A 26,980-nucleotide genomic window follows, 5' to 3' on the forward strand; every position below is an offset into this window, starting at 1 on the left:
AGTCAAAACATGCACCGATATAAACTTTGCACTTGTGCAATAAATGCGCTGGTGCATAGAATGTAGTCATGCAAAAAACAACCGTGCCCCTGCGTGAGCGGAACCGGCTGGACACCTGGGCGTTGATCCACAACGCGGCCTCGTCCCTGGCCCTCGAGAGTGGATTGACCCACGCAACAGTGGAAGCCATTGCCGAATCCGCCGGGGTATCCAAGCGCACGTTCTTCAATTACTTCGCCACGAAGGAAGACGCCGTACTGGGCATCCAGGCACCCACCCTTAGCGCCGACGCAGAAATCGCGTTCCGAGCTGATGAGGGTGCCGAATTATTTGGCCGGACCGTGCACCTGATGGTGGCCGTGATCCGCTCCATGTTCCCGGATGATTCCTTCACTACGCAGCGCAAGGAACTGACAAAGGCGTTCCCTGAGTTGCGCAAGCGCATGTTTGAGCATGTGGGCGCGGCCGAACAGCTCGTGGAATCGGTGCTGATGGAGCGCTACAACGACGACGACGCCGTCCGTGCGGGGCTGCCCGCCGGCCGCGACAGCGCCATGGCACTGCTCATGCTGGCCGGCACGGTTATGCGCTTTACCTATCGACGTGATCCCGGTGCAGCGTTTTCGGATGAGTCGGCTTCCGTCGATAAAGCCATTGAAATTTTTAGAGAGGTAATCCCAGCAACCCTATGAGCACTCAAACAACAGTTGAGGCTCCGGCAGATCCCGGCGCCAAACGCAAAATAGTCCTTCTTTTCTCCGGCCTGATGGTCACGATGCTCCTGGCGTCATTGAACCAGACAGTACTTTCTAGTGCCCTGCCGACTATTGTTGGCGAGCTCAACGGCGTCGAGCACATGGCTTGGGTCATCACTGCCTTCATCCTGGCCTCGACCATCATGATGCCCGTCTACGGCAAATTGGGTGACCTCTTGGGCCGCAAGCCCATGCTGCTGGCCGCTATCAGCATCTTCACCGTGGGCTCGGTCATCGGCGCCCTTGCACCTGACATGGGAACCTTGATCGTTGCCCGTGTCATTCAGGGCCTCGGTGGCGGTGGCTTGATGATTCTCTCGCAGGCAACCATTGCCGACGTCGTCCCCGCCCGTGAACGCGGTAAGTACATGGGCATCATGGGTGGCGTGTTTGCCTTCTCCTCGGTTGCAGGACCGCTGATTGGCGGAGGACTCACCGAGGGTCCGGGCTGGCGCTGGACGTTTTGGATGAATGTGCCATTGGCTGTGCTGGCCATCCTGGCAACAGTTTTCCTGCTGCATGTGCCGCGCAAAACCTTTGATGTTCGCCCGAAGATCGACTACCTGGGCATGATGCTCATTGCCCTGGCCACCACGGCCCTCGTTTTGGTCGGCACCTGGGGCGGTTCCGAATACGCCTGGAATTCACCTGAAATTCTGGGCCTGATCGCCGCTGCCGTTGTCACTGGCATCTTGTTCGTCATCGTGGAAAACCGGGCCTCCGAGCCCGTCATGCCGATGATGCTGTTCAAGAACCGCAACTTCAACCTCACCACCATCGCCGGTCTCCTGACGGGTATCGCCATGTTTGGTGCCATCGGCTACATGCCCACCTACATGCAGATGGCCACGGGCTACTCCGCCACCCAGGCGGGGCTGCTCATGATCCCGATGATGGCCTGCCTGCTGGTTGTCTCGGTCATTATTGGTCGCCGGGTATCCACCACCGGACGCTACAAGGTTGCCCCGATTGTTGGTTCCGTCATCCTGGCCGGCTCGCTGCTGCTCATGTCCACCATTCACGCCGATTCCCCGATCTACCTGATCTGCATCTACCTGGGCATCATGGGCATCGGCCTGGGATCCAGCATGCAGATCCTGACCCTGGTGGCGCAAAACTCCTTCCCCATGAAGTTTGTGGGCACCGCCACCGCTGGCCAGAACTACTTCCGTCAGGTCGGCGCCACCCTGGGCTCCGCCGTCGTTGGTGCCATGTTTGCCAGCCGGCTCAAGGAACTCATTGCCGAGAAGATGCCCGCAGGCGCTAGTTCCGGAAGCGGCAACTCCTTCACCCCCAGCCTGGTCAACTCGCTCCCGGCACCCATCAAGACCGCTGTGATCGAGTCCTACAATGAGGCACTGATTCCGCTGTTCCTGCTGATGGTGCCGCTGGCACTGCTGGCTGCCGCCGTGCTGTGCTTCGTGAAGGAAGTGCCGTTGGAGACCAAGCTGGATCGCGAAAAGGCTGTGGATATCAGCAGCGCGACCATCGAGGAATTCGAGCAGGCCATGGTGGCGGACGTCGCCGATCCGCGGGATGAGCTCAAATCCTCGGCTTCCCCGGCAGCGAAGGAGACAACCCCAAAGCTACATACTGACGCGGTGGTGGCCACGAATCAACAGATTCGTGGCCACCACCGCGTCAGCGTCGTTTAAGCCGGAACTTTTGGCGTGTCCTCGGTGATCTTGCCCCGGGCCAGACGGAACTTCCGGTCCGTTTGGCTGGCCAGTGCCTGGTCGTGGGTGACCACCAGGATGGTGGTTTTCTTCTCGTGGGCCAGGTGGCGCAACAGCTCGATGATCAGCTCCCCGGTCTCGTCGTCCAGGTTGCCGGTGGGCTCATCGGCCAGGATCAGCTTGGGGTTGTTGGCCAGAGCCCGGGCAATGGCCACACGCTGCTGCATGCCACCGGAGAGCCGGTTGGCTTTGCGCTGGTGCATTTCCTCGGTCAGGCCCACCTGGTTGAGTAGTTCGGCGGCGCGTTCGCTGCGCTTGGCATGCGAGAGGCCGGCAAACTCCATGGGCAGCATGACGTTTTCCTGGGCGGAGAGATTGGGGATCAGGTTGTACGCCTGAAACACAAAGCCGATGTCGTCCCTGCGGTAGGCGGTAAGTTTGCCGTCGGGCAGCTTGGAGATGTTCACCCCGTCCACAATGACGTCCCCGGAAGTTGCCTTATCCAGCGCTCCCAGGAGGGAAAGCAGGGTGCTCTTACCGCTGCCGCTCTTGCCCAGGATTGCCGCAAACGTACCTTGCTCAACGGTGAAACTCACCCCGTTGACGGGCTTGATGGTCTGATCGCCAGTCTTGAATGTCTTCACGACGTCTGTCACTGTCAGCATGGCTTATTCTCCTCGCAGAACTTCGATGGGGCGAACCTTGGCGGTTAGCAGGGCCGGAATGAGAGCGCCGATGGCGGCGATGAGCAAGATCCCCACAATGCCAAGGACCAGGGTTTGCCAGCCGACTGAGGTGCTGATGGTGCCGATTAGCTGGTTGGCGCCGGACAGTGCGCCACGGGTACGGGTGAAGCCGCCTCCGCCGCCACCTGCCCCGCCGCCTGCGCCGAAGCCGCCTCCGCCAGCACGAGAAGAGGCGGAGTTGCCGGAGGAGGTGTTTCCGGCAACCAGGGCGCTAACAATCGGGTTGCTGCTGAAGGCTGCCACCACGGCGCCCACCACCGTGCCGAGAACCACCAGAACCATGGCTTCAAGAACGAACTGGACGCCGATGGTGCGGTTGGAGGCGCCAATGGCTTTCAGGACACCAATTTCGCGGCGGCGTTCACGGACCACCATGATCATGATCAGCAGCACAATCAGCCCGGCCGTTACCAGGGAGGCGATGAAGGCGATCAGGGAGATGCTTTGCACGCTCCCCAGGGAGCTGATGGCGGACTGCAGATTTGCCGAACCCGCGGTGACATCCACATTGCTGGCCCCGAGTGCTGATGTCAGTGCAGTTTGGGTGCTGGCGACGTTGTCGATGCTGTTGACCACTACGGTGAGGCTGCTGAGCTGGCCGGCCTGGTTGGTCAGGGTTTGTGTGGCTGCCAGCGGCAGGTAGATGCCGTTGTTATCGAAGGCGTCACCGGCGTCGAAGATGCCGGTGACCGTCATGGTCCGGTCCTGCACGGTAAATGTTGAGCCCACCTTGAGGTTGTTCTTGGTGGCCAACGTGCTGCCTACCAGAGCCTGGGTTGAGGTGTCTGCAAAGTCTGTCAGCGCCGTCCCGCTGGTGAGATTGATGGCCGTTCCGGTGGCGGTGGTGGAGGTGGAAACGCCAGTGGCCTGAATCGGAATGCTAAAGGTCGGGGTGGTGGTTGAACCACCAGTGCTTCCCGAGCTGCTGGAACCGCCGTTGCTGTTGTTCCTCTGCCCCAGGGTCCCCGGTGCCACTGCGGATTCCAGGCTGGTGGTGCCGCTGGCGCCAAATCGGCCACCGGGCTCACCACGCCCAGAATCAGGGGTGGTCCCGGAAGTTGTTGTTGCGGCAGAATTGCTGAGCCGCACACTCAACGTCCCTGTTGCTGACGTGACGTTTTGAACTGCGGCCGCCTTGGTCAGATCGGCCGTGGTAAGCGGGTTACCGCCGCCCAGCCCTCCTCGCGAGCCCGCCGGATTCACGGTGAGGTTGTTTCCCACCGAAGCCTTAAGGGAGTCGACCTTGCTGCCGACCGCCTGGTTGGCCACCAACATGGCCAGGGCTAGGCCAATGGCCACCGCCAAAATAACCACGACGGCGCCGCTGCGCACCTTGTTGCGAAACGCGTTACCCACGCTTCGGGAAACCACACCCATGACCTGCTCCTACCACTGTGACCACCCTCGCGGCAGCCGTTATTTCCATCATCTGGGTACCTGTGTGGCGTTCATTAGGTGCGGGCTGTGAGTGGGCTGTGAGATCGATGGCCGGTAGACTGGGGGCAGCGAATACATGCCGACGTAATTGAGGGTCACTTGCTGGAATTTACCGCCCGATTTGCCACCGCCGCCGAGATTGACCAGTGGGACACCCTGGTCACCGCGAACCCCAATGGTGGCAATCTGCTGCAGTCAGCCGCCTTCGCGGCAGTCAAGAGGAACTACGGCTGGGATACCCAGTTCATCGCCTTCGACGGCCCCAGCTACACCAGCTACAACCTGGTCTTGGAGAAGTCCTTCCCGCTGCTGGGCAAGCTGTGGTACCTCATCAAGGGCCCCGACGCGGCCGCCGTGACGGAGATCCCGGCGATGATGGACGCTCTGCGCGTCTTCACCAAGGCCGCCAAGCTGAACGTTTTTGCCGTGAAGATCGAACCTGACGTTGTGGCCTCCGACGAGGCAAAGGCCGTGCTCGAAGGAGCCGGGCTTATCAAGGTCCCCGATCTGCAGCCCAACGACCACACTGCCCTGCTGGACATTTCCCCCGAACCCAACGAGCTGCTGCGCAAGCTGCACTCACGGGGGCGCAACGCCGTCCGCCGGGCCATCCGCGAAGAGGTGGAGGTGGTCCGGATGGAGCCCACCGAGGAAACCATGCGCACCATGTACGAGCTCATGGTGGGAACCATTACCGTCAAATCGAACAGCAAAGCCCGTGACTTTGAGTACTACCGTCAGTTTTGGAGCGAATTCGTCAACCGGGGTCAGGGCCGCTTCTACTTTGTCTTCGAAGATGGTGTCCCGTCGTTGGGCGCGTTCGTCATCAACTATGGGGCCAAGGCCACCTACAAGGACGGCGGATCGCTGCAACAGCGCAAGCAGTACGGCGATTCCCACCTGGTGCAGTGGGTTGCCATCAACGACATGAAGGAACTGGGCGCCCGGGAGTACGACTTCTGCGGGACACCGCCGTCGGACAGGCTCAAGGACCCCACCCACCCCCACCACGGTCTGGGCTTGTTCAAGACAAGTTTCACCAAGACTGTCACCGATTTTGTGGGCTGCTACGACCTGGTGCTCAGCCCGCTGCGGTATAAATTGTTTACGAGTTTCGCCGAACGTGTGTTCCGTCAGCTGTACACCCGGCGGACGGGACAACAGTTTTACTAAACCTTTTGTGATGTTCGACGGCGACACCCGTCGCCGTCGAACACGGCGGGTCCTGGCCTCAAGGAGAGCTGATGAGCGAGAGCTCCAACGACCGGGAACAACAAAACCGGCACCACCCAGATAGCGCGACACCGAAATCCAGCACGGCCCCGGCCGCCGGGATGATCCCGCTGGTGCCCCTGCCACGGCCCAACAAGGCCGCACGCAACGTGCTTCGCCGCCTAGTCCAGGGCGAAACGCCGCCCACGGCGCCCATGAACATTGTCCAACGCCTGGCCGGAAGCCCGTACGCCAACCCCATGATCCAGGTGGGCAAGGTGGAGGAATCCGCACGTAAGAGCATCGATTTTGCCCTACGCCTGGCCGAAACAATGTTCCGCTACGGGGCAGGTGCCCTGGAAGTGGAAACCTCCATCATCGCCGTCACCGCCGCCTTCGGGTTGCGCGGGATCGAAGTGGATATCACCAACCAATCGGTCATCATCAACTATGCCCGGCGCGACGGCGTCCCCATCACGGTGCTGCGCGTGGTGCGCTCCTGGACCAATAACTATGCCGGGCTGGTGCAGGTGCACGAGCTGGTGAGTGAGATTGTCAGCGGTGGAGTTGCCGTCCCCGAGGCCCACCAGCGCCTGGACGTCATCATCAAACGCCCCAAACCGTTTCCGCGATGGATGGTGGCTGTCGCCGAAGCGGTGTTTGTGGCCTCCGTAGTGGGTGTCATTGGTGGCTCCATATTTGGCATGATCGTGGCATTGCTGGCCGTCCTGCTCTCCAGCCAAGTTGCGCGAATTCTGGGGAAGTGGCTGGTCCCGGACTTCTTTGTCACGGCTGTCAGCTCCTTCATTGTCACCATGGTGGCGGTCACGTGTTTCATGTTCCACGTGCCGCTCAGCCCGTCTTTGGTAGTTGCGGGTGGAATCTTGTTGATGCTGCCCTCGGGGCGGCTTGTCTCGGCCGTCCAGGATGCGATCAATGGTTTCCCTGTCACGGCCGCCGGCCGTTTTCTCTCGGCGTTCCTGACGTTTGGTGCCATCATTGGCGGCATCGCCGTCGCCCTTGTCACCAGTACGCTTTTTGGTGCCGAACGGCTCAATGTGGCCGAACGTATCGCAGGCTCCCAGCCGCTAATTCTGGTGCTTCCCCTGGTGGCGCTGGCCACCGTGGCCATTTGCATCGCCGAACAAACCGCCGTCAGGCTGCTGTTGCCCACCATGGGTGTGGCACTGCTGGGCTACGTGGCCTATTACTACGGCCTGGAACTGGGGCTGGGGGACAGGTTTGCACCGGCCTTGGCGGCCGTTATCGTAGGCGTACTGGCCCGCGTTGTGGCACTGCGGCTGCGCTCACCACAGCTGGTGGTGGCCGTGCCATCCATCATTTTCCTGCTCGTGGGGCTGTCCATCTTCCGGGCCATGTTTGTCCTGACCCTTACCCCTGAGGATTCCGGTGCCGGCGCCGTGGGGCTGTTCAACGCACTCGTTGTCATCTTGGCTGTGGCGGCCGGCGTGGTTCTTGGCGACAACATCGCCCGCCCTTTCACACGCAGCAACGGACTCAAAGACAAGCGCAGGAACCGCCGCCGCTAGAGTTCCCTGTAGTCCGGTACCCATCAATTTCTGGCTGCACAGCGGCATTCACTGGCCCCGTTACGCCAAGGACGTGATGCCCAATCCGCGCGCGGCAAACCCTGCAGCTGTGCTCACGATCATTTCCTGCATGGCCCCGGCCGCCCGGGTCAGGCTGACGTCTTTGCGATGAGCCAGGGCAAGTGTTCGCGTCAGCTCTGGTTCGGTCAAGGGGACGGACCGCAGGCCGGGACGATCCACGAGCACCATTGCGGGTACTACGGCGGCGCCCAATCCGCGTTCAACAAGGCGAAGCACCGCATCCATTTCGGCTCCCTCGAGAACAATATTGGGGTTCAGTCCACCAGCCCGGTAGGCATCCATGGTGGTCCGGCGCAGGTCATAGCTTTGATCGAAAACTATTTGCGGAACGTCCGCAAGTTCGGTGAGTGTGACGGCGTTCTTGCCGGCAAAATGGGCATCGTTGGTCGCTGCGATCACCACCAAGTCCTCCTGCAGCAGCGGAATGCTCTCGAGGCTGTTTGTCATGGGGGCGCCGTGATCGGAGGTCACCACCAGCGCCAGATCCAGGGTTCCCCCTGCTAGCCGATTCAAGAGGTCGCGGGAGCCAGCCTCGCGCAGGTGAAGGTCGATCCCCGGGTGGCTTCGGTGATAGGCGCCCAAGACTTCGGGAACCAGGCTGATGCAGAGCGTCGGGGGAGCGCCAAGCCGTACCCGCCCCTTGCGCAATCCGGCCAGCTCCTGCATCTCGTGGCGAACGGTTTCGGCGTCCGCGAGCATCCGGTGTGCCAGTGGAAGAAGTGCTTCACCGGCCGCGGTGAGTGTGATGTTGCCCCGGGCCCGGTGAAAAAGTTCGGATCCAAGGTCCTGTTCAAGGGTTGAAATCTGCCGGCTCAGTGAGGGCTGCGCCAGGTGAAGATGCGCGGCAGCTCGCGTGAAATGGCCGATGCGGGCAACTTCAACAAAACTTTGCAGCTGTTCCAGATTCATTTCCATAGCGTATATGCATCGAAACGAGTCAAACAATTCATTGGACTAATCGTCGGGCGGTTTCTAGCGTTGGAACCATGGCAAAGAACATGATCAAAGAAAAGAAAATCTCCACTTCGGTCCTCGTGATCGGCACCGGCGGGTCCGGACTGCGTGCGGCCATCGAACTCGCCGAACAGGGAGTCGACGTGCTCGCGGTGGGCAAGCGACCCCGCAACGACGCACACACCTCCCTGGCGGCAGGGGGCATCAACGCAGCCCTAGGCACCATGGATGAGGAAGACAGCTGGCAGCAGCACGCCGCAGACACCATCAAGGAAAGCTACTTCCTTGCCAACCCGAATACCGTGGAAATCGTGGCGCGCGGGGCAGCCCGCGGAATCGAGGACCTGGAGCGCTACGGCATGGGCTTCGCCCGGGAAGAAGACGGCCGCATCTCCCAACGGTTCTTTGGCGCCCACACATTCCGGCGCACCGCATTTGCCGGCGACTACACGGGCCTGGAAATCCAACGCACCCTGGTTCGCCGCAGCGAACAACTCGAAATCCCCATCATGGACTCCTTCTATGTGACCCGGCTGCTGGTCAAAGACAACCAGGTGTTCGGCGCTTACGGCTTCGACATCAACTCGGGTACCCGCTACCTGATCCACGCCGACGCCGTCATCCTCGCCGCGGGCGGCCACAACCGGATCTGGCGCCGCACCTCCTCACGGCGCGACGAAAACACCGGGGACTCCTTCCGCCTGGCCGTCGACGCCGGTGCCCGACTTCGCGATCCGGAGCTGGTGCAGTTCCACCCCTCGGGCATCATCGAACCCGAAAGTGCAGCCGGAACGCTGATATCCGAGGCGGCCCGTGGCGAGGGCGGGGTACTGCGCAACGCGCTGGGAGAGCGCTTCATGGAACGCTACGACCCGATTCGCAAGGAACTCTCCACCCGCGACCGGGTGGCGTTGGCAGCCTACACAGAAATCAAGGAAGGGCGCGGAACGCAGAAGGGCGGCGTGTGGTTGGATGTTTCCCATCTTCCTCGCCAGACCATCATGGAGCGCCTGCCGCGGGTCTACCAGACCATGATGGAAGTCCAGATGCTAGATATCACCCGCGAACCAATCGAGATCGCACCGACGGCCCACTACTCGATGGGCGGGGTATGGGTGAAGCCCGAGGATCACAGCACCGATGTGGCCGGGCTGTACGCCATCGGGGAGGCGTCAAGCGGCCTGCACGGCGCCAATCGTTTGGGCGGTAACTCGCTGATCGAATTGCTCGTCTTCGGTCGGATCGTAGGCCAGGCCGCCGCAGCATACTCCGCGTCCCTGGACTCGCAGCCACGCTCAGCCGAGGCCATTGCGCAGGCGCGCAGGGAAATCGATGAGCTGTTGGCTGCCGACGGCCAGGAGAACGTGCGCGCCTTGCAGCGGGCCATTCGCGACATGATGACCGAACATGCGGGCGTGGTGCGCGATGAGGAGGGCCTGAAAGCGGGCCTGGCCAAGCTGGCCGGCATCGAGGAACGCATGGCGTCCGTGGGAATCCACCCCGACATTGCCGGCTACCAGGATCTGGCCCATGCCTTCGATCTGATGGGTTCAGCCCTGGCCGCGCGGGCCACCCTGGAAACGGCCCTTGAACGGCGGGAAACCCGCGGATGTCACAATCGCAGCGACTACCCGGCGATGGATCCGGAGCTTGAAGTCAACCTGGTCTGGTCGCCTTCGGCCGGGGTGGTCCGTGAGGAAATCCCGCCGATTTCCGATGAGATTCGCGAGCTCATCCAGGACGTTTCAACGGTGGGCAAGCTCGTGGAATAGGCGTTGACGACTGCGGGCCCTGCCGGTACGGAGCGCTAGAGGATCTGACCGATCGGCTGCTTCTTCTCCGCCTGGAAGTAGTCCTCGGTGCGCCCGTAAGCCCAGTAGCCGGAGAGTGAAACCTGGGAACGGTCCAGCCCGCGCTGCTTGAAGAGGACATCGCGCAGCTTCTTCATGTATTCCCGCTCACCGTGAACAAACGCATCCACTGGCCCCTCCAGCCAGCGGCAGGACGCCACGGCGTCGATCAGTGCGGTACTTTCGGCAGGGGTGGCACCGTCTCGATAAAGCCACGTCAAGGCCAATCCTGCCGGCGCGTTGATCGGCTGGATGTCAGCGGCCGTGTCAACCTCCAAGAACGCGTGCCCCAGGGCTTCCGGGGGCAAGGACTCGATGGCAGCTGCAATGGCGGGCAGGGCTGCCTCGTCGCCGGCGAACAAGTACCAGGCGGCGTCCGGGTTGGGCCGGTAGGCCCCACCCGGGCCCGAAAAAATGATGCGATCGCCGGGAACGCAGGCGCCGGCCCAGGGCCCGGCGAGGCCGGTATCCCCATGTAAGACAAAGTCGATTGCCACTTCCTGCGCGGCCAAGTCCACCCATCGCAGCGTGTAGGTGCGCGTGGCCGGCCACTGCTCACGGGACAGGGTGTCACGAAGGGCGAATACATCCACCGGTTCGCTGTAGTTGACCCCGGGCTGCAGGAAATGAATCTTCACATACATGTCCGTGGCGTCCTTGGCGAGAAACTCGGACAGCGCCGGCCCGCCGGCCACGATTCGCACCATGTGCGGGCTGAGTGTTTCCTTGCGCAGCACCTGCAGGGCGAATTGGGTGCGGGGCTTGACCGCTGGGGCTACAAACGGTTCGGTGCTGGGGTCGACGGGGTTCACTTCGTACTCCTGAATGGCGGCGGGACGAATCAAAAAGATAAGGAAAGTTAGGACGGCCTAACAATACCAGTTTGCTGGGGCGGCTAGGCCCGGAGGGTCCAGTCGATGGGGGGAGCGCCCTGCCCGGCAAGGGATGTGTTGGCACGGCTGAAAGGCCGGGAACCAAAGAAGCCGCGTGAAGCCGACAAGGGGCTCGGGTGGGCCGATTCGATGATGTTCGTACCCTCCAGAAGGGGTGCCAGCTTTTGTGCATCCCGCCCCCACAGGACGCTGACCAGTGGAGTGTTCCGCGCCGCCAAGGCCGCGATGACAGCATCGGTGACCTCCTCCCAGCCTCGCCCGCGGTGAGAACCTGCCGCGCCCGGCGCCACGGTCAGGACCCTGTTTAACAGCATCACGCCCTGCTCCGCCCATGCGCTGAGATCGCCGTGGGCGGCCGGGGGGATGCCCAAATCGCTTTGAAGTTCCTTGTAAATGTTGTTCAGGCTCCGTGGCAGCGGACGGGTGGCCTTGTCCACGGAGAACGCAAGCCCCACCGAATGTCCCGGCGTTGGGTAGGGGTCCTGGCCCACGATCAGGACCTTGACGTCCGCCAGCGGCGTGGCTAGGGAACGCAACACCTGGGTGGGCCGGGGCAGGAAGGAGGCCCCGGCGTCGAACTCTTGTTGCAGCATATGGCCCAGGGAACGCAACATGGCCTCCTGCGGATGCAAGGTCTGCGCCCAATCTGGTGCCATCAGCGACAAGGGGTCGCTGGCAAGTGCCTCCAAAGCCTTCATCTGGGCGGCATCCCAGGTCTTGGGCGAATGCGGGGAGGGGAGCTCGAACAGGCTGGGTGTGGAATCCATAGTTCCATTCTCGCGGCATCGGCCAGAGATCGTGTTCCCTCCACAGGCGGGACACGGGGCCAGCTTCTCCACACGAGTGCAAATGACAGGCTTGTGGTTCGCCCTTACTATGGAAGGGGGAGCAGTGTCCATGAGGAACTGCTGAGAACTTGAGTGGTGAAATGGAGTCTCTTGTGGCTGAAGCATCCGGGCAGGTGCCGCATGCGCCGGACCCAGAGGTAGACGCCGTCGCCGGTTTGAGTGAACGCGACACCGCGATGCTCGATCTTGAACGGCAGTGGTGGAAGTATGCCGGGGCCAAGGAACAGGCCATCAGGGACATGTTTGACCTGTCCGCCACGCACTACTACCAAATTCTCAACGCCTTGATCGACACGGACGCGGCACTGCTGCATGACCCCATGCTGGTCAAGCGGTTGCGTAGACTACGTATGACGCGCCAAAAAGCACGAACCGCACGCCGGCTCGGAAACTGACGCCCACTCACCCTGCCTCACCCCTGAAGGACAGCCCCGCACAATGAGCAATTACCCGCGCGATGAATTCGACCGTGTACCGGAAAATTCGGCACGCCACGGCGTTCACCGAGCCTCGCTGGAAAGCCCCACGCGGAGCCTGCTGCCGTTGATGATCTTTGGCGTTGCGGCCCTGTGCATAGGTCTTTTGGCGTTCTTCATCGTGCCCAAGCTCACCGGCAATGACACTGCCGTACCTCCTGCCGCCGTGGTTCACAGCACGACGGCGACCACGCCCCCCGCCAGTTCGGCGCCCCCCACCACGGTGCCGCCGACCACCGCGGCTCCCTCACCGACCCCAACGCCAACTACCCCTCCCGTCCCGGAGTCGGTGGTGGATAAGAGCATCCCCGTGGCCGTCTACAACGCGACGGGAATTGGCGGGCTGGCAGCGAAGTACGCCGGTATGGTTACCGCTGGGGGCTGGACGGTGTCACAATCGGCCAACTGGGCAGGCCTGCCCCAGCCCACGTCGGTGGTCTTTTACAACGGCGTGGTGCAGAAGGCCAACGCCGAAGCACTGGGCAAACTGCTGGGCATTGCGAGCCTGGTGGACACCGCCGAACTGAACATTCCGCTGGCAGTTGTTTTGGGCCCCGGAGCTTCCTAGCCTCAAGAACTTCCCACCGTCGGGGCGCAGGCGTCAGGGCACAGATTAGGCCGGCAACCCACGGGGTTGCCGGCCTAATCTGTGCCCCAGGAAATGAACTTGTCAATCCTTGAGCGGAACACCGGCAGCGTCGGTGCGGAAGCCCTCATTGCCGACCAGGATCAAGATGCCTTCGACGAGCCCCCAAATGGCCATGAAAACGTACAAGATGCCGAGACTGAGCACCGAGACCAGGAGCTGAATCAAGGCCTTCTGCGTGTACCCGAGATAGAAGTTGTGGATGCCAAGGCCGCCCAACAGAATTCCCAGAATGCCGGCGGCCACCTTTGACTTCTGCTCAACACCGTACGGCACGGCATAGGGAGCCTGGCCATACCCGGGCTGACCCTGGTAGGGGGCAGGCTGCTGGTAGCCCTGCTGCTGCGGATATGGCTGCCCCTGGTAAGGCGGCGCCTGTTCTACGGGCGCCTGATATGCCGGCGGAACCTGATAGCCCGGGGGAGCCTGCTCCGCGGGCGCCTGGTAGGCCGTCGGCTGGAAAGGAGCCTGCGCCGGCTGGTCGTAGCCTTCTGGCACGCCCGGGGTTTCCGGACCCTGCTGTGGTTTGGGTGCGGGCGTTCCGTAGGGATCCACGGGCTGCCCGGGGTTCTGGTTCTCACTCATGCTGGCTCCTTGACTAGTGCGCCCGGCGGCCCTTCCGCAAAGCGGAGGGCATATGCCCCGGTTGGAATACTATGAGCCCAACGCTAGCCGCTTCCACCCGGCAGTGGAAGTCTCGCACCGAGAACATTACGAAGAAGTCATCCCCGCAAATGCTGCGGGGGAGTTCGCCCGCAGCACATCCACGGCCCGCGCGCTTGCACTCTCGGGTGCCGAGTGCTAATTATTGACTTAGCACTCTGAGGTGGTGACTGCTAGTTCCTAGCCGGTTCGCCGCCGTCGGAGGTCAATACTTTCCTCGAGTGGCGAGGATTTTCGGTGCAGGCGTAAAGAGATCGCCGGCACCAGATCCGTCCGTCGCGGGCGCCACACGCAGGAAGCTGAGTCCAAAATGACTGTCCCGAAAGGACTGAAGCCTACATGGCCAAGATCATTGCATTTGATGAAGAGGCACGCCGCGGCCTTGAGCGTGGGTTGAATATCCTCGCCGACGCCGTCAAGGTCACCTTGGGCCCGCGCGGTCGCAACGTTGTTCTTGAAAAGAAGTGGGGCGCCCCCACGATCACCAACGATGGTGTATCCATCGCCAAGGAGATCGAACTCGACGATCCCTACGAGAAGATCGGCGCCGAGCTCGTCAAGGAAGTCGCCAAGAAGACTGACGACATCGCTGGCGACGGCACCACCACGGCCACCGTTTTGGCACAGGCACTGGTCAAGGAAGGCCTGCGCAACGTCGCAGCCGGAGCCGACCCGCTGTCCTTGAAGCGCGGCATCGAGAAGGCTGTTGCAGCCGTCATCGAGCAGCTTCTTGCTTCCGCCAAGGAAATCGAAACCAAGGAAGAGATCGCAGCTACGGCTTCCATCTCAGCCGGTGACCCCGAGATCGGTGCACTCATTGCCGAAGCTCTGGACAAGGTTGGCAAGGAAGGTGTTATCACCGTCGAGGAGTCCAACACCTTCGGCCTGGAACTGGAACTCACCGAAGGCATGCGCTTCGACAAGGGTTACATCTCCGCATACTTCGTCACCGACACCGAGCGTCAGGAAACGGTTCTTGAAGACCCGTACATCCTGATCGTGAACTCCAAGATCTCCAGCGTCAAGGACCTCGTTGCAGTTCTGGAAAAGGTCATGGCTTCGAACAAGCCGTTGCTGATCATCGCCGAGGACATCGAAGGCGAGGCTCTTGCCACGCTGATCGTGAACAAGATCCGCGGCCTGTTCAAGTCCGTCGCCGTCAAGGCTCCGGGCTTCGGCGACCGTCGCAAGGCCCAGCTGGCCGACATTGCCATCCTCACCGGTGGCCAGGTCATCGCCGAGGAAGTTGGCCTCAAGCTGGAAAACACCACCCTTGATCTCCTGGGCAAGGCCCGCAAGGTTGTTGTCACCAAGGACGAGACCACCATTGTTGAAGGTGCCGGCGACGCCGAAGCCATCGCAGGCCGTGTTGCTCAGATCCGTGCCGAAATCGAAAACTCCGATTCCGACTACGACCGCGAGAAGCTGCAGGAACGTCTGGCCAAGCTGGCCGGCGGCGTTGCAGTCATCAAGGCCGGTGCCGCAACCGAAGTTGAGCTCAAGGAACGCAAGCACCGCATCGAAGACGCAGTGCGCAACGCCAAGGCTGCCGTTGAAGAAGGCATCGTCCCCGGCGGTGGCGTTGCTCTGATCCAGGCCGGCGTCAAGGCATTCGACACACTGAACCTGACCGGCGATGAGGCCACTGGCGCGAACATCGTCAAGGTTGCCATCGATGCACCGTTGAAGCAGATCGCCTTCAACGCAGGCATGGAGCCCGGCGTAGTTGTCGACAAGGTTCGCGGCTTGCCCGTAGGCCACGGCCTCAACGCTGCAACTGGCGTTTACGAGGACCTGCTGGCCGCTGGCGTCAGCGACCCGGTAAAGGTAACCCGTTCGGCACTTCAGAACGCGGCTTCCATTGCTGGCTTGTTCCTCACCACCGAAGCAGTAGTCGCCGACAAGCCCGAGAAGGCTGCTCCCGCCGGTGGCGGCGGCGACGACATGGGCGGCATGGGCGGCTTCTAGTCCCCACGCCCTCCCATTGATGGCTCGCTAGAGCGAGCCATCAATGGGGCCCTCGGGCGCGTGGGCCCCTATGTGGGTTGTTGGCTTTCGCTGTCGGCCCATAGGTGGGTGATTGGCTTGAGTGCCTAGGCTCCTTGTGGGTGGTTGGCTTTTTGCTGACACTCGTCCACGCACCCTTGTTTTTGCGCTAGGCGCCCTTGCCAATCCGGCGGGGGCGCCTTTTGCTTGCCCCGGCGGCGTTCCTCGGGGCCGTCCACTTGGCGAAGAGTGTCGGTGGGATCTGAAAGTATGGACTCATGACAATTGTTGCGGCTGCCGATGGTTCAGCTTTAGGAAATCCCGGCCCGGCCGGTTGGGCATGGTACGTAGATGAAAACTGCTGGCGAGCCGGAGGGTGGCCGCACGGCACCAACAACATGGGCGAGCTCATGGCTGTCCTTGACCTATTCGTTTCCACAGCCCACATGCCCGACGAGCCGCTGCATATTCTGTGTGACAGCCAGTACGTCATCAATTCGGTCACCAAATGGATGCCAGGCTGGAAACGCAAAGGTTGGAAGAAATCAGACGGCAAGCCCGTCCTGAACCTTGAGCTGCTCAAGGAGATTGACGCAGCCCTGGTAGGCCGCAAATACACCTTTGAATGGGTCAAGGGCCACGCCGGCCATGACTTGAATGAGGCAGCCGATGACCGCGCACGCGCCGCTGCCACCGCATACCAGGCCAAGCGTGAGCCGAATGCCGGCCCCGGATTCCCCGGCGCCGGTACAGACAACGCAAAGAATCCGAGCGAGACGCCAGTAGCCGCACCAGCTCCAGCCACCGTTCCCGCCCCAGCACAGGCCGCGCTCATCGATGAAGCCGAGCAACTGGACCTGTTCTCCGCCCTGGAGGACGAGCCGGATCCTGCCTACAGCACGGGTGCAAACGACGCCCTGAAGATCCTGGTTGCCCTGGAGCGGGAGTTGATGGACCCCAACGTTAGGGCGGACGCCGCCAAGGTCGCCATGCTGCTGCACAAGGACTTCGCGGAGGTAGGAGCTTCCGGGCGTATTTGGTCCCGTGAGGAGACCATTACCGCCCTTGGCGGGGAAGAGCCTGGCCGCGCCACCCTGGAGGTGCTGACGCTGGATCAGGTAGATGCGGAAACGGCCCTGCTCACTTATCGGAGTACGGAGCCCCGCGGCAGCGTGCTGCGCAGTTCGCTGTGGCGCCGCGACAACGGCCGCTGGCAGATACGTTTCCACCAGGGCACCCCCGAGGCATAGGATGCCCACACAGCGCTCAGCGGGCGGTAAACATTCGGGTGTTGGCCTCCTCGGCCTGCGAATATTGGGTGGCGGCCATGGACAGGGCAGAATTGATGCTCTCCAGTGAGGCCTCCACCTTGATTTGCGTGGCGTGCCATTCCTGCAGCAACCCCTGGAAGTTGGTGGCCGCCGTCCCCGTCCATGTGCCCTGCAGGTCCAGGAGGTTGCGTTTCATGGCGTCCACTTCCATTCGGATGCGGTCAACCGAACCCTTCACGGCAGTACTTTTGATGGCAAGATCGTCGCTATTGACGTTGAAAACGGCCATGAGTGGCCTCCCTAGCTGTGGTCCCTACATGCGGAATGTGTTGGAAATTCCAGCGTAGATCCCGAGCGGGCGAGCCATAAGGGCGGCCCGGGGGATTGTGGGTGAATCAGTCGTTGGCAGCATCTGTGGAGGGGACAACGGCTGCTTCGTCAACGGAATCCTCGGCGACGGCGTCGTCAAGTTCCTTGAAGGGCAGCTCGATCGCAAGGGTGGCGCCACCGCCCGGCGTCGCCTCCACCCGCACGGTGCCGCCGTGGGAGGAGACAATGGCGGCGACAATGGCCAGTCCCAGTCCGCTGCCGCCGGTGTTTCGGTCACGGGAGGTGTCGGCTCGGTAGAAGCGTTCAAAGACGCGGGCGGCGTCCTCTTCGGAGATGCCGGGGCCGTGGTCGCGGATCTTGATGACCGAGGACTTTTGCCCGGCTTTCTCCTGGGTGCCCACCATGATTTCCACGGGGCTGCCTTCTGGGGTGTACCGCAGAGCGTTGCCCATAAGGTTTGCCACCACCTGGCGAAGTTTCGCCTCATCGCCCACGGTGGGTGCGGGCGATCCCATGCCGCCGTCCAGGCCGACGACGGTAAAGGTCCTGTCGCGTGCGCTGGCACGGGCGTCCAAGACGGCGTCGTGGCCAATGAGCAACAGGTCAACAGGCTTGAGTTGAAGGGGGCGCTGCTCGTCGATCCGGGCCAGCATTAGCAGATCCTCCACCAGTGAGCCCATACGTTTGGCTTCGCTTTCAATCCGCCCCATGGCCATCCCCACATCCTCCGGCTTTTGCAAGGCGCCGTGGCGGTAGAGCTCGGAGAAGCCGCGAATGGTGACCAAAGGGGTGCGAAGTTCGTGGGAGGCGTCGGCCACAAAGCGGCGCATGCGCTTCTCAGAGGCCGTCCGCGCAGCAAACGCTTGCTCAATATGGGCCAACATGGTGTTCAGGGATCCGGAAAGCCGCCCCACCTCGGTGGAGGGATTCTCGATCTCCACACGACGGGACAGATCCCCTGCGGCGATCGCGGCCGCGGTCTTTTCCACCCGCCCAAGAGGCCGGAAGGACCGGGTCACGGTCCAATACGCAATCATGGTGCCCAGTGTGATGGTCAGAATGGCGACGCCGGCAATGACAACGGCAAGCCGTTCCATGGTCACGTTGAGGTTTTCGTAAGGCAGACCAACCACCACGTAACCCACGTAGTCACCGGAAGCGCTCGGGGCACCTGTGTCGCCCATCGAAAACGACAGCGGCGCAATGACGGTAACTCGCCACGGGGCACCGCCGTCGCTGCTGGGAACCGTGAATTTCTGGCCGTTCAGTGCCGTGGCTTGCGCCATGGTGTAGCTAGGATAAACGGGTTTGTCCTTGCCTGAGCGGTTTTGGGCTGCCAGGGTCGAGTTGTCGTAGTGGAAACCCACATAGTAATCAAAGCCGAACGGTGACGAGCCCGTGCTTTGGGAGTCGACGGTGCCGAAGACCGCGATGGACTTCTGGAAGGTTGTCAGCTGCGAATCCATCTGGTCTTCCAGAAAGGAATGCAGCAAAAGAAACGTTGTGGCGCCCAGCGCCAGCAGCGACACCGTGAGCAGTGCACTGATAATCGCCACCAGCTGTGAGCGCAGTGAGGCGTTCTTCCACAACGTAATCAATGGTTTTAGCGCTTATCTGCCGTTCGGAGCACGTAGCCCACGCCGCGCTTGGTTTGGATCAGGGCAGGGAGCGAGGCATCGGTGTCCACCTTGCGGCGCAGATAGGAAATGTAGGACTCCACAATGGAGGCGTCACCATTGAAATCGTACTCCCAGACATGGTCCAGAATTTGGGCCTTGGATAGCACCCGGTTGGGATTGAGCATCAAGTAGCGCAGCAACTTGAACTCGGTGGGGGACAGTTCCACGGTCTTGCCAGCTCGGCGCACCTCGTGGGCGTCGTCGTCGAGCTCCAGGTCGGCAACACGCAAGACAGCGTCGTCGTCCTCGGTGGGCTGAGTGCGGCGCAGCACGGCACGGATGCGGGCCACCACCTCATCCAGACTGAACGGCTTCGTCACGTAGTCGTCGCCGCCAACCGTCAGGCCGGTGACCTTGTCCTCGGTGTCATCGCGTGCAGTCAGGAACAGAACAGGAAAGTGCCTTCCAGCGGCGCGCAGGCGGCGGGTCACTGTGAAGCCGTCCATGTCCGGCAGCATGACATCGAGCACGGCCAGGTCGGGGTTGTGCTCTTCCGCAGCGGCCAAGGCCTCGCGCCCATTGGCTGCGGCAATCACTTCAAATCCGGCGAACCGGAGAGAGGTAGAGAGCAGTTCACGGATATTGGGCTCGTCGTCAACAACGAGCAGCTTAGCTTCGGGTCCGGTCTTCTTCACCATTTGAGTCTCCGACCATTTGCTGGGAATAAGCTGACTATTCCGTGGGTAAGTACTGTCAGCTTACGCTCAGGCAGCTCACAGCGGCTAGTAGGGGACCGAAAAGTTTTTCTCCCGCTGGTACACAGTGGCGCTTTGGGGCAGCACCAGGTTCCGCCAAAATGCCAGACTGGTCCGCCACGACGAGCAAGATGTTCATGCGGAGTCGATCAATTCACTCAGGGCGACGTCGCCCTCCCATAGCTGTCCGGCGTCGGCTAGGGCGTTGCGCAACACAGCGGCGTGGGCACGGATGAGCGCCGGGTCGGCGATATTGAACTGTTCAAAGGGGTCGTTGACGAGGTCATACAAGGAGATGGACAACTCCTTCATCGGACGGAATCGGGCCACGAACTTGCTGGCTGCGGTGCGGAGTCCACGGATACTCACGTCGTCGGCGTCGCGCGGGTAGTAAAAATACAGGCTCGACGGCGGCGCGACGGGAGGATCCGGTGGTGCCGCAGCGGGGTGGGTGGGGAGAAGGAGCGAGGCGGAGACGTCCCGTCCTTGCATGCTGGCCGGAACCCGGGCACCGAGACCGAGAAGTCCCAGCAGTGTGGGAGCGATGTCCACGCTGGAAAGCCCGATTCCAGCTGCTCGTGCAGCGCTGCGAAGCCGGCCAGGGAAGCGCAGCACAAAAGGAATGCGCATGGATTCCTCAAACGGCACATTTTTGTACAGCTGCCCGTGGCTGCCCATCTGCTGTCCGTGATCGGAGGTAAACACCACTAGGGTATTCCCGGTCAGATCGAGATCATCCAGCGCGGTCAGGAGCCTGCCCACCTGGTGGTCGATGGCCGTGACCGCCGCATAGTACAGAGGGGCGATGGCGGCGGCTTCACGGGCCACTTCCGAGTCCATGTCAACGTTGGGCCGGTTCAGGAGCTCCTCCGGCGGCAGCCGCTGGTAGCTGGAGTCATGGTCCGGCGGCAGTTCATGGAATGGCTGGTGGGGTGGGTTGTATGAGACGGCAAGGGCAAACGGCCGGGCAACGCTTTCTGCCTCGGAGCGGGCAACTTCATGGGTCAGATAGTCCAGGGCCACGTCCGTCTCATGGGCTGCGGACCACCCGGTGACGTTGATGCGCTGATGTCGGCCGGCGTCGCCCGTCCAGTAGTGCGGTTTTAGGTGGCGGTCGCAGCAACCGTAGGAATACCAATAATCAAAGCCGTGCCGCCGGTCCAGGGGCGAGTAGGCATCCCAGTAGCGGCCGTCCCCCAGCACGCCAGCACCGTGGATGGCGTCCTCCGGCACGGGGGCCTCCAAATGCCACTTCCCGATGTAGCCGGTGTCATAGCCGGCATCCCGCAGAACACGGGCCCAGGATGGGGCGTCCGGGCGCAATCCAACGCCACGTTGGGCGGTTTCGGAGTTTACGTTGTGGGTGACGCCGTTCATGTTGGGGTATTGCCCGCTCATCATCATGGCCCGGTGCGGGCTGCACACCGGGTAGTTGCTGACGGCATGGGCCAGGGATACGCCGTCGGCCGCCAGGGCATCCAAAAACGGGGTGGAAACAGGGTCGCCGCCCGGCTCCAGGCACATGGCCCGGAACTGGTCGGCGACGATGAACAGTAGGTTGGGGGCGGACATTACTTGCCCATACCCAGGGTCAACCCTTCGGTGAGGCGCCGGCCCAGCCAGATGTAAATGATCAGCATCGGCAGCACCACAATGCACAAGCCGGCAAACAGCCCGCCCCAGTCGGCACCGGAATAGGTCTGCTGCTGCACAAAGGAAATCAGGGCAACTGGCAGCGTGTACTTCTCGGTGGACTGGATCAAGGTCAGTGCCAGCAGTGTCTCATTCCAGTGCGAAACAACCTGGAGCACGAAAGCGGTCAGGATTCCGCCCTTGGCCAGGGGGAGGGTGATCTGGACGAAGGTGCGCAGGGCGGAGGCGCCGTCGAGCGCGGCAGCCTCCTCCATCTCCAAGGGCAAGCTGCGGAAGAAAGCGGTCAGCAAAAACACCGTGAACGGCATGGACATGGCGATGTAGACCAGGTTCAAACCGATCAGGCTATCTGTCAGGTCCACCTCGTTGAGCATGATGAACAAGGGGATGAGGATGACCTGTGCCGGGATGCCCAGACCCAGGATGAAGTACAGGCTCAGCCCGCCGGTGAGTCTGCTTTCCACCCGGCCCAGGTAGTAGGCGGCCGGGGCGGCGATGGCAACCGTCAGGAACGAGGAGACACCAGTGGTGATGACGCTGTTGAACGTGGCGGTGGCGAAGTCGCTTACGGTCCAGGCCTGAACAAAGTTGCTGAAGTCGAAGCTGGTGGGTACGCCCCACGGGTCGCTGAGGATGTTGCGGGTGTCGCGGAAGGCCTGCAGAACCATCCACAGGAGCATGGCGACGCTGATGGCCACGACGGCCCACAAGATGAAGACGCCTACACTGCGGACCGCGTTGTGGTCTGCCCGCAAGGCAGGGCTTACGCCATGGTGGTTCTTGGCCCGTCGGATGGCTGGTGGTTGCTCTTGTGTTGGTTTGGGTGCGGTGAGGGTGCTCATGAGTGTTCCTTAGAATTCAACGGCGTCACGGCGCATGGCACGGCGCAGCAGCACAACGAGCACCGAGACTAGGGCCAGCGAGATGATGGCCGACGCCGTGGCGGCACCGTAGGCGGGTGTGGACTGGCCGGAAAACGCTGTGACGTAGGTGTAGACGGCGGTGGTCCAGCTTTGTGTGGGTGGAATGCCGGCACCGCTGCTGCCGCCAAAGACCCAGATGATCTCAAAGATCTTGATGGAGGAGATGGTCCACAGCACCGCGCAGGTGCCAAAAACGTCCCAAGTCAGGGGCAAAATGACATAGCGCAGGCGCTGGAAGGCGGTGGCGCCGGCCAAGGCGCAGTCCTCGTAGAAGTAGGGCGGGATGCGGTCCACGCCTGCCATCAAGATGGTGGTGAAATAGCCGGTGGTGGTGGCCACCAGGGTTGCCATGATCAGCGGGAAGATGTTTTCCTGCGCCAGCCAGGCCGGCGGCTCCGTGACGCCGAAGGGCTTGAGCAAGGTGTTGACCATGCCGCCGGGGTTGAAGATGAAGCCGGCCAGCACGCCAAAGACCAAAGCATTGATGAGGTGTGGGAAGAAGATGACATTGCGGACAATCTTCTTTCCGGCCATGTCACGCAGCACCAGGGTCATGGCGAAGGCCAAGATGAAGATTGCGGCGCCCACCACGAACAGCAACAACAAGGTGTTACCGAAGGACTTCAGGAACAAATCGTCCTTGAAGACCCGGACGTAGTTGTCCAAGCCAACAAATTTCATGGGGCCGGACCCCGCCCACACGTGCAGGCTGATCCAGGCGGCACCAATGGCCGGGACGATGAACAAGACCGTGTAAAAGATGAAGGCGGGCCCAACAAACGGGACCAGCAGCTTGCGGCGTTGCCGATCTATACTGCTGCCGCCTTGCCCCTGCCCCGATTTCTTACTCGGTGCAGGGGCGGCGGCAGCAGCAGTGCGGCGTCCAGTGGTGGTGGACATTTAGCTGTTGTCCTTCCAGTACCCGATTTGGGCGGCTTTCATCTTGGAGACAAATTCTTCGGCCTTGATCTTGCCCAGGAAGAGTTCGTCGTCGATGGGCCAGAGGATCTTTTCCACATAGCCCGGGGCTGTGACCCCGTCATTTTGGAGGTAGACCTTCTCGGAGCTATCCAGGGCCTTCTTTACGGAGGCGATCTCCGGGGCGGTGGCAGCATCGGCACGGATGGGGAGCACCTTGGCGTCGACGCCGTAGGCATCCTGGTACTTCTTACCCAGCATGAAGGTAGCCAGTTTTTGGGCGAGCTTGGGGTTTTCAGCCTTCTTGGGGATGGCCCAACCCACAAAGTCTGCGCGCACCGACGTCGGCTGCCCTGCCACGGCAGGGAACGGGAACGAGGAATACTTGAAGCCTGCCGCGGCGTAGGTGCCTGTCTCTGTGGGAATCCAGGAACCGTTGTACAGCAGCTCGGCTCCACCGTTGGCCCAAACTTGCTGCTGGGCCGGCCACTTGCTGGCATTGTAACCCTTGATTAAGTATCCGCCCTGGGCGATCTGTTCAACCTTTTTGGCTGCCGCCAGGACGGCGGGGGAATCCCACGCCGCACCGGTCTTATCCGCTGCCACCTTTGCGAAGGAGCCCGGCCCGTCAGTGCGAATCAATGCCGTGGTAAACCACATCGAGTTGTAGCCTGCAATGTCGCCATCGGCGGCCAGAGGCGTCTTGCCGTCGGCCTTGTACTTATCCAGCACCTTGATGAAGTCGTTCCACGAGGCAGGCGGGGCGCTTTCAAGCTCGGGGTGCGTAGCGGCGTCGAACCAGAAACCATCGGAACTCAAGCTGTACGGCAGCATCCAGGGCTGCCCGTCCTTGTCCTTGATGTTGGTGACCTGCATGTACTTTGCAGGGATCAGATCGGAGACTTTTTTGCCGTCAACTTCGGTGGCGTACGCATCGGTCAGCGGCAGCGCCTGTCCGGTGTCACCCACCACGGGGGCCAGTTTGGCGTAGGGGCCGTCAACAATGTCCGGGACATTGTTGGTGTTCAGTGCCGGGACAAGCTTTTGGATGTTGGAACGGCCCTGCCACTGCACCTTGACGGTGGCACCGGTTTCCTTTTCAAAGTCGGCGATGGCACCGGCGATGACTTTTTGCTGCGGCTCGCCTTCTTTCCACATGGACCAGTACGTCAATGTACCGCCCTCTTGTGCTGCTTTCGGGCTGTCTGTGCCGCCGCCGCAGGCCGTCAGGGCCAATGACGCACCAGCCAGGACTGCCAGCGTCCGTATGAAACGGGATTTAGTACTCATGGAAGACACCTCGTGAAGTTGTTGTGCCGTAGGTCACGACTCAGTGATATGACTCAAACAGTGCCCAAAGATAGGAATCAAGGAGTACTTTGGAACAACTTTCCCCGGTGTTTGCGCGCCCTTTGGGATGCTCCTGAGCATTCCGTGGCGGACGGGGTGATACTAAAAGATGAATCTGCGAAGTGCGGTTCGAATACACCTTTATTCATTTCTTTTATCTCTGGCAGGCTCGTCCTTGGTGGGCTACGTAGAAAGGGCGCCGTGAAACGAAAAACAGCAAGCGGGCACATTCGTGACACCGATTCCAGGGGCCTGAAATTCCAGTCCCTTGCCGATGACCTCCGCCGCGGAATCTTGGCCGGCACCTGGGCCGCTGGTGCAAAACTGCCCACGGAGGCCCAGCTTGCCGCGGAAACGGGTCTTTCCCTGACCACAGTGCGCCGGGCTTTCGATGAACTGGTGCAGGCGGAAATTGTGGTGCGGCGGCAAGGTGCCGGAAGCTTCGTCGCGGAACGGCAGCCTGCCCGCCGGAGGTCCCGGTTTGCGGTGGGCGTGCTCCTGCCGGACACCCAGCTCTACTACCCTCGGGTGCTGCAGGGGATTGAGGAGACATTGTCCGCCCATGACGTGAGCCTGCAACTGGCTACCTACAACTACCAGCCGGAGAGGGAAGATCAGAGCATCGAATTTCTGATTGACTCCGGCGTAGACGGGCTGATCCTGGTCCCGACGTTGACGGGAATTCCCGATCCGCAGCGTCGGGTCAATGAGCTCAACGCCCTCAACGTTCCGGTGGTGTTGTTGGAGCGCAGCCTGACGGATTTGGGGCCCGGGGACCGCACCGAGCATGTCTGTTCCGACCATCAGGGAGGGGCGTACGACGCCGTCGCGCACCTGCACTCGTTAGGTCACGCCCGGGTGGGCCTGCTGACACGAACCAACACGCCCACGGAGCCGGCCATTGTGGCCGGTTATGAGCGGGCCGCTGCGGACCTGGGTTTTGCGCCGTTCACCGTCAAGGCGCCCAAGTTCGAGTGGGAAAACGGGGCTGCGGAAACTCTGCTGGCCGGGTTGATGGATTCGGGATCAACGGCTGCGCTGGTTTTTGGTGACAGGGAGGCGACGTTGCTAGAAGGTGCCGCACGTCGTGCCGGGGTTCGAATTCCGCAGGATCTGGCTCTTGTCTCGTACGACGACGAACTGGCTGATTTGGCCGAGGTTCCCTTGACAGCGGTGTCGCCCGCCAAGCACCGGATGGGGCGGATGGCGGCGGAAATTCTGATGCGGCGCTTGATTGAAGGCGACGACTGTCCTATCCATCAGGTGCGATTGCGTCCGCGACTGGTGGTCAGGGATTCTTGCGGTGCCAAGGCCCGCAATTCCATGATGACTGTGAACAACGAGAAGAAATGAGAGCGCAGATGAGGCTGGGAATTATTGGGGCGGGAGCTGTTGCCGGATTTCATGCCCAAGGTGCAGCCGATCTGGACGGGCTGGAACTGAGTGCTGTTTGTGACCTGCGGGAAGAGGTGGCAACGGCCGTGGCGGCGCCCTGGGGTGCTGCCGTATTTACCGACTACCAAGCCATGCTTGAAGCGGGGGTGGTGGACGCCGTCGTGATTAACACTCCGCACAGTTTGCACAAGGACATGGTGCTGGCCGCTGCCGCGCACGGGGTCCACGTGCTGGTGGAGAAGCCCATGGCCACCACCATGGCCGACTGCCTGCTCATGGAGCAGGCGTGCGCTGACGCGGACGTGGTCATGGTGGTGGGAATGATCCAACACTTCATGGCCGAAAAGCTGGCAGCTCAGGCGGCCTTGGCCTCGGGGGAGCTGGGCAGGGTGCTTATGATCCACGACTACCGCAGTACCGACTACCGCCCCGGAACCCGGCCCGCCTGGTTCTTTGACAAGGACATTTCTGGTGGAGGGGCGTTGATCAATATTGGCGCACACTGTCTTGACCGAAGCCTGTGGGTGGGTGGTGCCCCGGCCGTTCGGATAGCTGCCAGCACGCTGCACCGTTTCGGCGCGCCTGTAGAAACCGATGGCGTCATGGAGCTAACGCTCGCCAACGGGGTCGAAGTCCGGATCGCCATCGTCTCGGACACACCCGAGCACATCGACGAAATGTTGGTCGTCTGCGAGTTGGGCACTGTCACCGTTGACCCGCGCAAGGGGACTTTCATGGAGGTTGACGGCGTACGAACCCAGCTACACGCCTCGGCCAGTCATGACATCCAGAACGCTTTCACGGCACAGCTGGCTGATTTTGTGGCCGCCGTGGGGGGTGCTGCCCCCAGTGTGAGTGGGGATCACGCCAAACACGTGGTGGAACTGGTACTTGCCGCCTACACAGCAGCGGAGCTTGGGGAGCCGGTGCGCCTGGATGCCGCCGGGTCGCTGGTTAACCAGGCCTGATTTTGCTTTGCGCATAAGGGACGGC

The 26,980-nt window shown here is 61.7% G+C and carries 25 protein-coding genes; 12 read left to right on the forward strand and 13 right to left on the reverse strand.

The annotated features are described in order from the left end of the window. The first annotated feature begins 68 nt into the window (after positions 1–68). Both CXQ94_RS09170 and CXQ94_RS09175 read left to right on the forward strand, forming a co-directional pair. Entirely contained in the window at positions 69–692 is a 624-nt protein-coding gene (locus CXQ94_RS09170; RefSeq protein WP_104088889.1) for a TetR/AcrR family transcriptional regulator, read from the forward strand. Next, positions 689–2,410: an MDR family MFS transporter gene (locus CXQ94_RS09175; RefSeq protein WP_104088892.1), complete on the forward strand. Its 1,722-nt coding sequence runs from the start codon at positions 689–691 to the stop codon at positions 2,408–2,410. The genes CXQ94_RS09170 and CXQ94_RS09175 overlap by 4 nt, the downstream gene beginning before the upstream one ends. Here the strand turns inward: CXQ94_RS09175 and CXQ94_RS09180 are convergent. Together CXQ94_RS09180 and CXQ94_RS09185 are read right to left on the reverse strand one after the other, a co-directional pair. Next, positions 2,407–3,096 (reverse strand): ABC transporter ATP-binding protein, encoded by a 690-nt coding sequence (locus CXQ94_RS09180; protein WP_104088895.1) that lies wholly within the window; start codon positions 3,094–3,096, stop codon positions 2,407–2,409. The genes CXQ94_RS09175 and CXQ94_RS09180 overlap by 4 nt on opposite strands. Before the next feature lie 3 nt (positions 3,097–3,099). Beyond that, positions 3,100–4,554 (reverse strand): ABC transporter permease, encoded by a 1,455-nt coding sequence (locus CXQ94_RS09185; protein WP_104088898.1) that lies wholly within the window; start codon positions 4,552–4,554, stop codon positions 3,100–3,102. Between the two features lie 159 nt (positions 4,555–4,713). On the opposite strand from CXQ94_RS09185, the gene CXQ94_RS09190 reads away from it, so the two are divergent. Then, the gene (locus tag CXQ94_RS09190) at positions 4,714–5,787 is read left to right on the forward strand and encodes a peptidoglycan bridge formation glycyltransferase FemA/FemB family protein (protein WP_104088900.1); all 1,074 of its coding nucleotides are present in this window, start codon (positions 4,714–4,716) and stop codon (positions 5,785–5,787) included. A 161-nt stretch (positions 5,788–5,948) separates the two neighbouring features. Next, positions 5,949–7,376, forward strand: a complete 1,428-nt coding sequence (locus CXQ94_RS09195) for a threonine/serine exporter ThrE family protein (RefSeq protein ID WP_104089294.1) — start codon at positions 5,949–5,951, stop codon at positions 7,374–7,376. A gap of 60 nt (positions 7,377–7,436) precedes the next feature. Here the strand turns inward: CXQ94_RS09195 and CXQ94_RS09200 are convergent, their stop codons facing one another. After that, positions 7,437–8,372, reverse strand: a complete 936-nt coding sequence (locus CXQ94_RS09200) for a LysR family transcriptional regulator (protein ID WP_104088904.1) — start codon at positions 8,370–8,372, stop codon at positions 7,437–7,439. An 83-nt stretch (positions 8,373–8,455) separates the two neighbouring features. Between CXQ94_RS09200 and CXQ94_RS09205 the strand changes: the two genes are divergently transcribed. Then, complete coding sequence (locus tag CXQ94_RS09205) at positions 8,456–10,183, forward strand: L-aspartate oxidase (RefSeq protein WP_104089297.1); 1,728 nt, start codon at positions 8,456–8,458, stop codon at positions 10,181–10,183. A 35-nt stretch (positions 10,184–10,218) separates the two neighbouring features. Here the strand turns inward: CXQ94_RS09205 and CXQ94_RS09210 are convergent, their stop codons facing one another. Further along, positions 10,219–11,004 carry a siderophore-interacting protein gene (locus tag CXQ94_RS09210; protein WP_258066943.1) on the reverse strand — a complete coding sequence of 262 codons (786 nt, stop codon included), beginning with the start codon at positions 11,002–11,004 and terminating at the stop codon, positions 10,219–10,221. A 152-nt stretch (positions 11,005–11,156) separates the two neighbouring features. Beyond that, positions 11,157–11,852 (reverse strand): uracil-DNA glycosylase, encoded by a 696-nt coding sequence (locus tag CXQ94_RS09215; protein ID WP_104089303.1) that lies wholly within the window; start codon positions 11,850–11,852, stop codon positions 11,157–11,159. A gap of 242 nt (positions 11,853–12,094) precedes the next feature. Between CXQ94_RS09215 and CXQ94_RS09220 the strand changes: the two genes are divergently transcribed. Further along, positions 12,095–12,397 carry a DUF3263 domain-containing protein gene (locus CXQ94_RS09220; RefSeq protein ID WP_258066915.1) on the forward strand — a complete coding sequence of 101 codons (303 nt, stop codon included), beginning with the start codon at positions 12,095–12,097 and terminating at the stop codon, positions 12,395–12,397. A gap of 43 nt (positions 12,398–12,440) precedes the next feature. Further along, positions 12,441–13,046, forward strand: a complete 606-nt coding sequence (locus CXQ94_RS09225; protein WP_104088908.1) for a LytR C-terminal domain-containing protein — start codon at positions 12,441–12,443, stop codon at positions 13,044–13,046. A 102-nt stretch (positions 13,047–13,148) separates the two neighbouring features. Here CXQ94_RS09225 and CXQ94_RS09230 read toward each other — a convergent pair whose 3' ends face one another. Further along, entirely contained in the window at positions 13,149–13,709 is a 561-nt protein-coding gene (locus CXQ94_RS09230) for a TM2 domain-containing protein (protein WP_104088911.1), read from the reverse strand. Between the two features lie 52 nt (positions 13,710–13,761). On the opposite strand from CXQ94_RS09230, the gene CXQ94_RS22575 reads away from it, so the two are divergent. The 3 genes from CXQ94_RS22575 to CXQ94_RS09240 all read left to right on the forward strand — a co-directional run bounded on the left by CXQ94_RS22575 (position 13,762) and on the right by CXQ94_RS09240 (position 17,023). Next, a complete protein-coding gene (locus tag CXQ94_RS22575) occupies positions 13,762–13,929 on the forward strand; it encodes a hypothetical protein (RefSeq protein WP_181034147.1) in 168 nt (55 codons plus the stop codon). A gap of 197 nt (positions 13,930–14,126) precedes the next feature. Next, the gene (gene groL / locus CXQ94_RS09235; protein WP_104088914.1) at positions 14,127–15,755 is read left to right on the forward strand and encodes a chaperonin GroEL; all 1,629 of its coding nucleotides are present in this window, start codon (positions 14,127–14,129) and stop codon (positions 15,753–15,755) included. Between the two features lie 296 nt (positions 15,756–16,051). Next, complete coding sequence (locus CXQ94_RS09240) at positions 16,052–17,023, forward strand: ribonuclease HI family protein (protein WP_104088917.1); 972 nt, start codon at positions 16,052–16,054, stop codon at positions 17,021–17,023. Positions 17,024–17,039: 16 nt separating this feature from the next. On the opposite strand, the gene CXQ94_RS09245 is transcribed toward CXQ94_RS09240, so the two are convergent. The 7 genes from CXQ94_RS09245 to CXQ94_RS09275 form a co-directional block, all read right to left on the reverse strand. Beyond that, on the reverse strand, positions 17,040–17,333 hold the full coding sequence (locus tag CXQ94_RS09245; protein WP_104088920.1) for a WXG100 family type VII secretion target: 294 nt from the start codon (positions 17,331–17,333) through the stop codon (positions 17,040–17,042). 106 nt (positions 17,334–17,439) lie between these two features. Then, the gene (locus tag CXQ94_RS09250) at positions 17,440–18,972 is read right to left on the reverse strand and encodes a cell wall metabolism sensor histidine kinase WalK (RefSeq protein WP_104088923.1); all 1,533 of its coding nucleotides are present in this window, start codon (positions 18,970–18,972) and stop codon (positions 17,440–17,442) included. Positions 18,973–18,977: 5 nt separating this feature from the next. Continuing rightward, complete coding sequence (locus tag CXQ94_RS09255) at positions 18,978–19,688, reverse strand: response regulator transcription factor (RefSeq protein WP_104089306.1); 711 nt, start codon at positions 19,686–19,688, stop codon at positions 18,978–18,980. Positions 19,689–19,883: 195 nt separating this feature from the next. Continuing rightward, positions 19,884–21,320: a sulfatase gene (locus CXQ94_RS09260; protein ID WP_104088926.1), complete on the reverse strand. Its 1,437-nt coding sequence runs from the start codon at positions 21,318–21,320 to the stop codon at positions 19,884–19,886. After that, on the reverse strand, positions 21,320–22,243 hold the full coding sequence (locus tag CXQ94_RS09265) for a carbohydrate ABC transporter permease (RefSeq protein WP_104088930.1): 924 nt from the start codon (positions 22,241–22,243) through the stop codon (positions 21,320–21,322). The genes CXQ94_RS09260 and CXQ94_RS09265 overlap by 1 nt, the downstream gene beginning before the upstream one ends. Positions 22,244–22,252: 9 nt before the next feature. Beyond that, positions 22,253–23,224 (reverse strand): carbohydrate ABC transporter permease, encoded by a 972-nt coding sequence (locus CXQ94_RS09270; RefSeq protein WP_258066917.1) that lies wholly within the window; start codon positions 23,222–23,224, stop codon positions 22,253–22,255. Continuing rightward, complete coding sequence (locus CXQ94_RS09275) at positions 23,225–24,532, reverse strand: ABC transporter substrate-binding protein (protein WP_104088933.1); 1,308 nt, start codon at positions 24,530–24,532, stop codon at positions 23,225–23,227. A gap of 261 nt (positions 24,533–24,793) precedes the next feature. Here CXQ94_RS09275 and CXQ94_RS09280 point away from each other — a divergent pair, with 261 nt between their 5' ends. Together CXQ94_RS09280 and CXQ94_RS09285 are read left to right on the forward strand one after the other, a co-directional pair. Continuing rightward, positions 24,794–25,945: a substrate-binding domain-containing protein gene (locus CXQ94_RS09280; RefSeq protein ID WP_258066918.1), complete on the forward strand. Its 1,152-nt coding sequence runs from the start codon at positions 24,794–24,796 to the stop codon at positions 25,943–25,945. After that, positions 25,942–26,955 carry a Gfo/Idh/MocA family protein gene (locus tag CXQ94_RS09285; protein WP_258066919.1) on the forward strand — a complete coding sequence of 338 codons (1,014 nt, stop codon included), beginning with the start codon at positions 25,942–25,944 and terminating at the stop codon, positions 26,953–26,955. Before CXQ94_RS09280 ends, CXQ94_RS09285 begins: the two co-directional genes overlap by 4 nt. Positions 26,956–26,980 lie beyond the last annotated feature (25 nt).

This window comes from Arthrobacter sp. GMC3 (assembly GCF_002929305.1).
Taxonomy (GTDB): Bacteria; Actinomycetota; Actinomycetes; order Actinomycetales; family Micrococcaceae; genus Specibacter.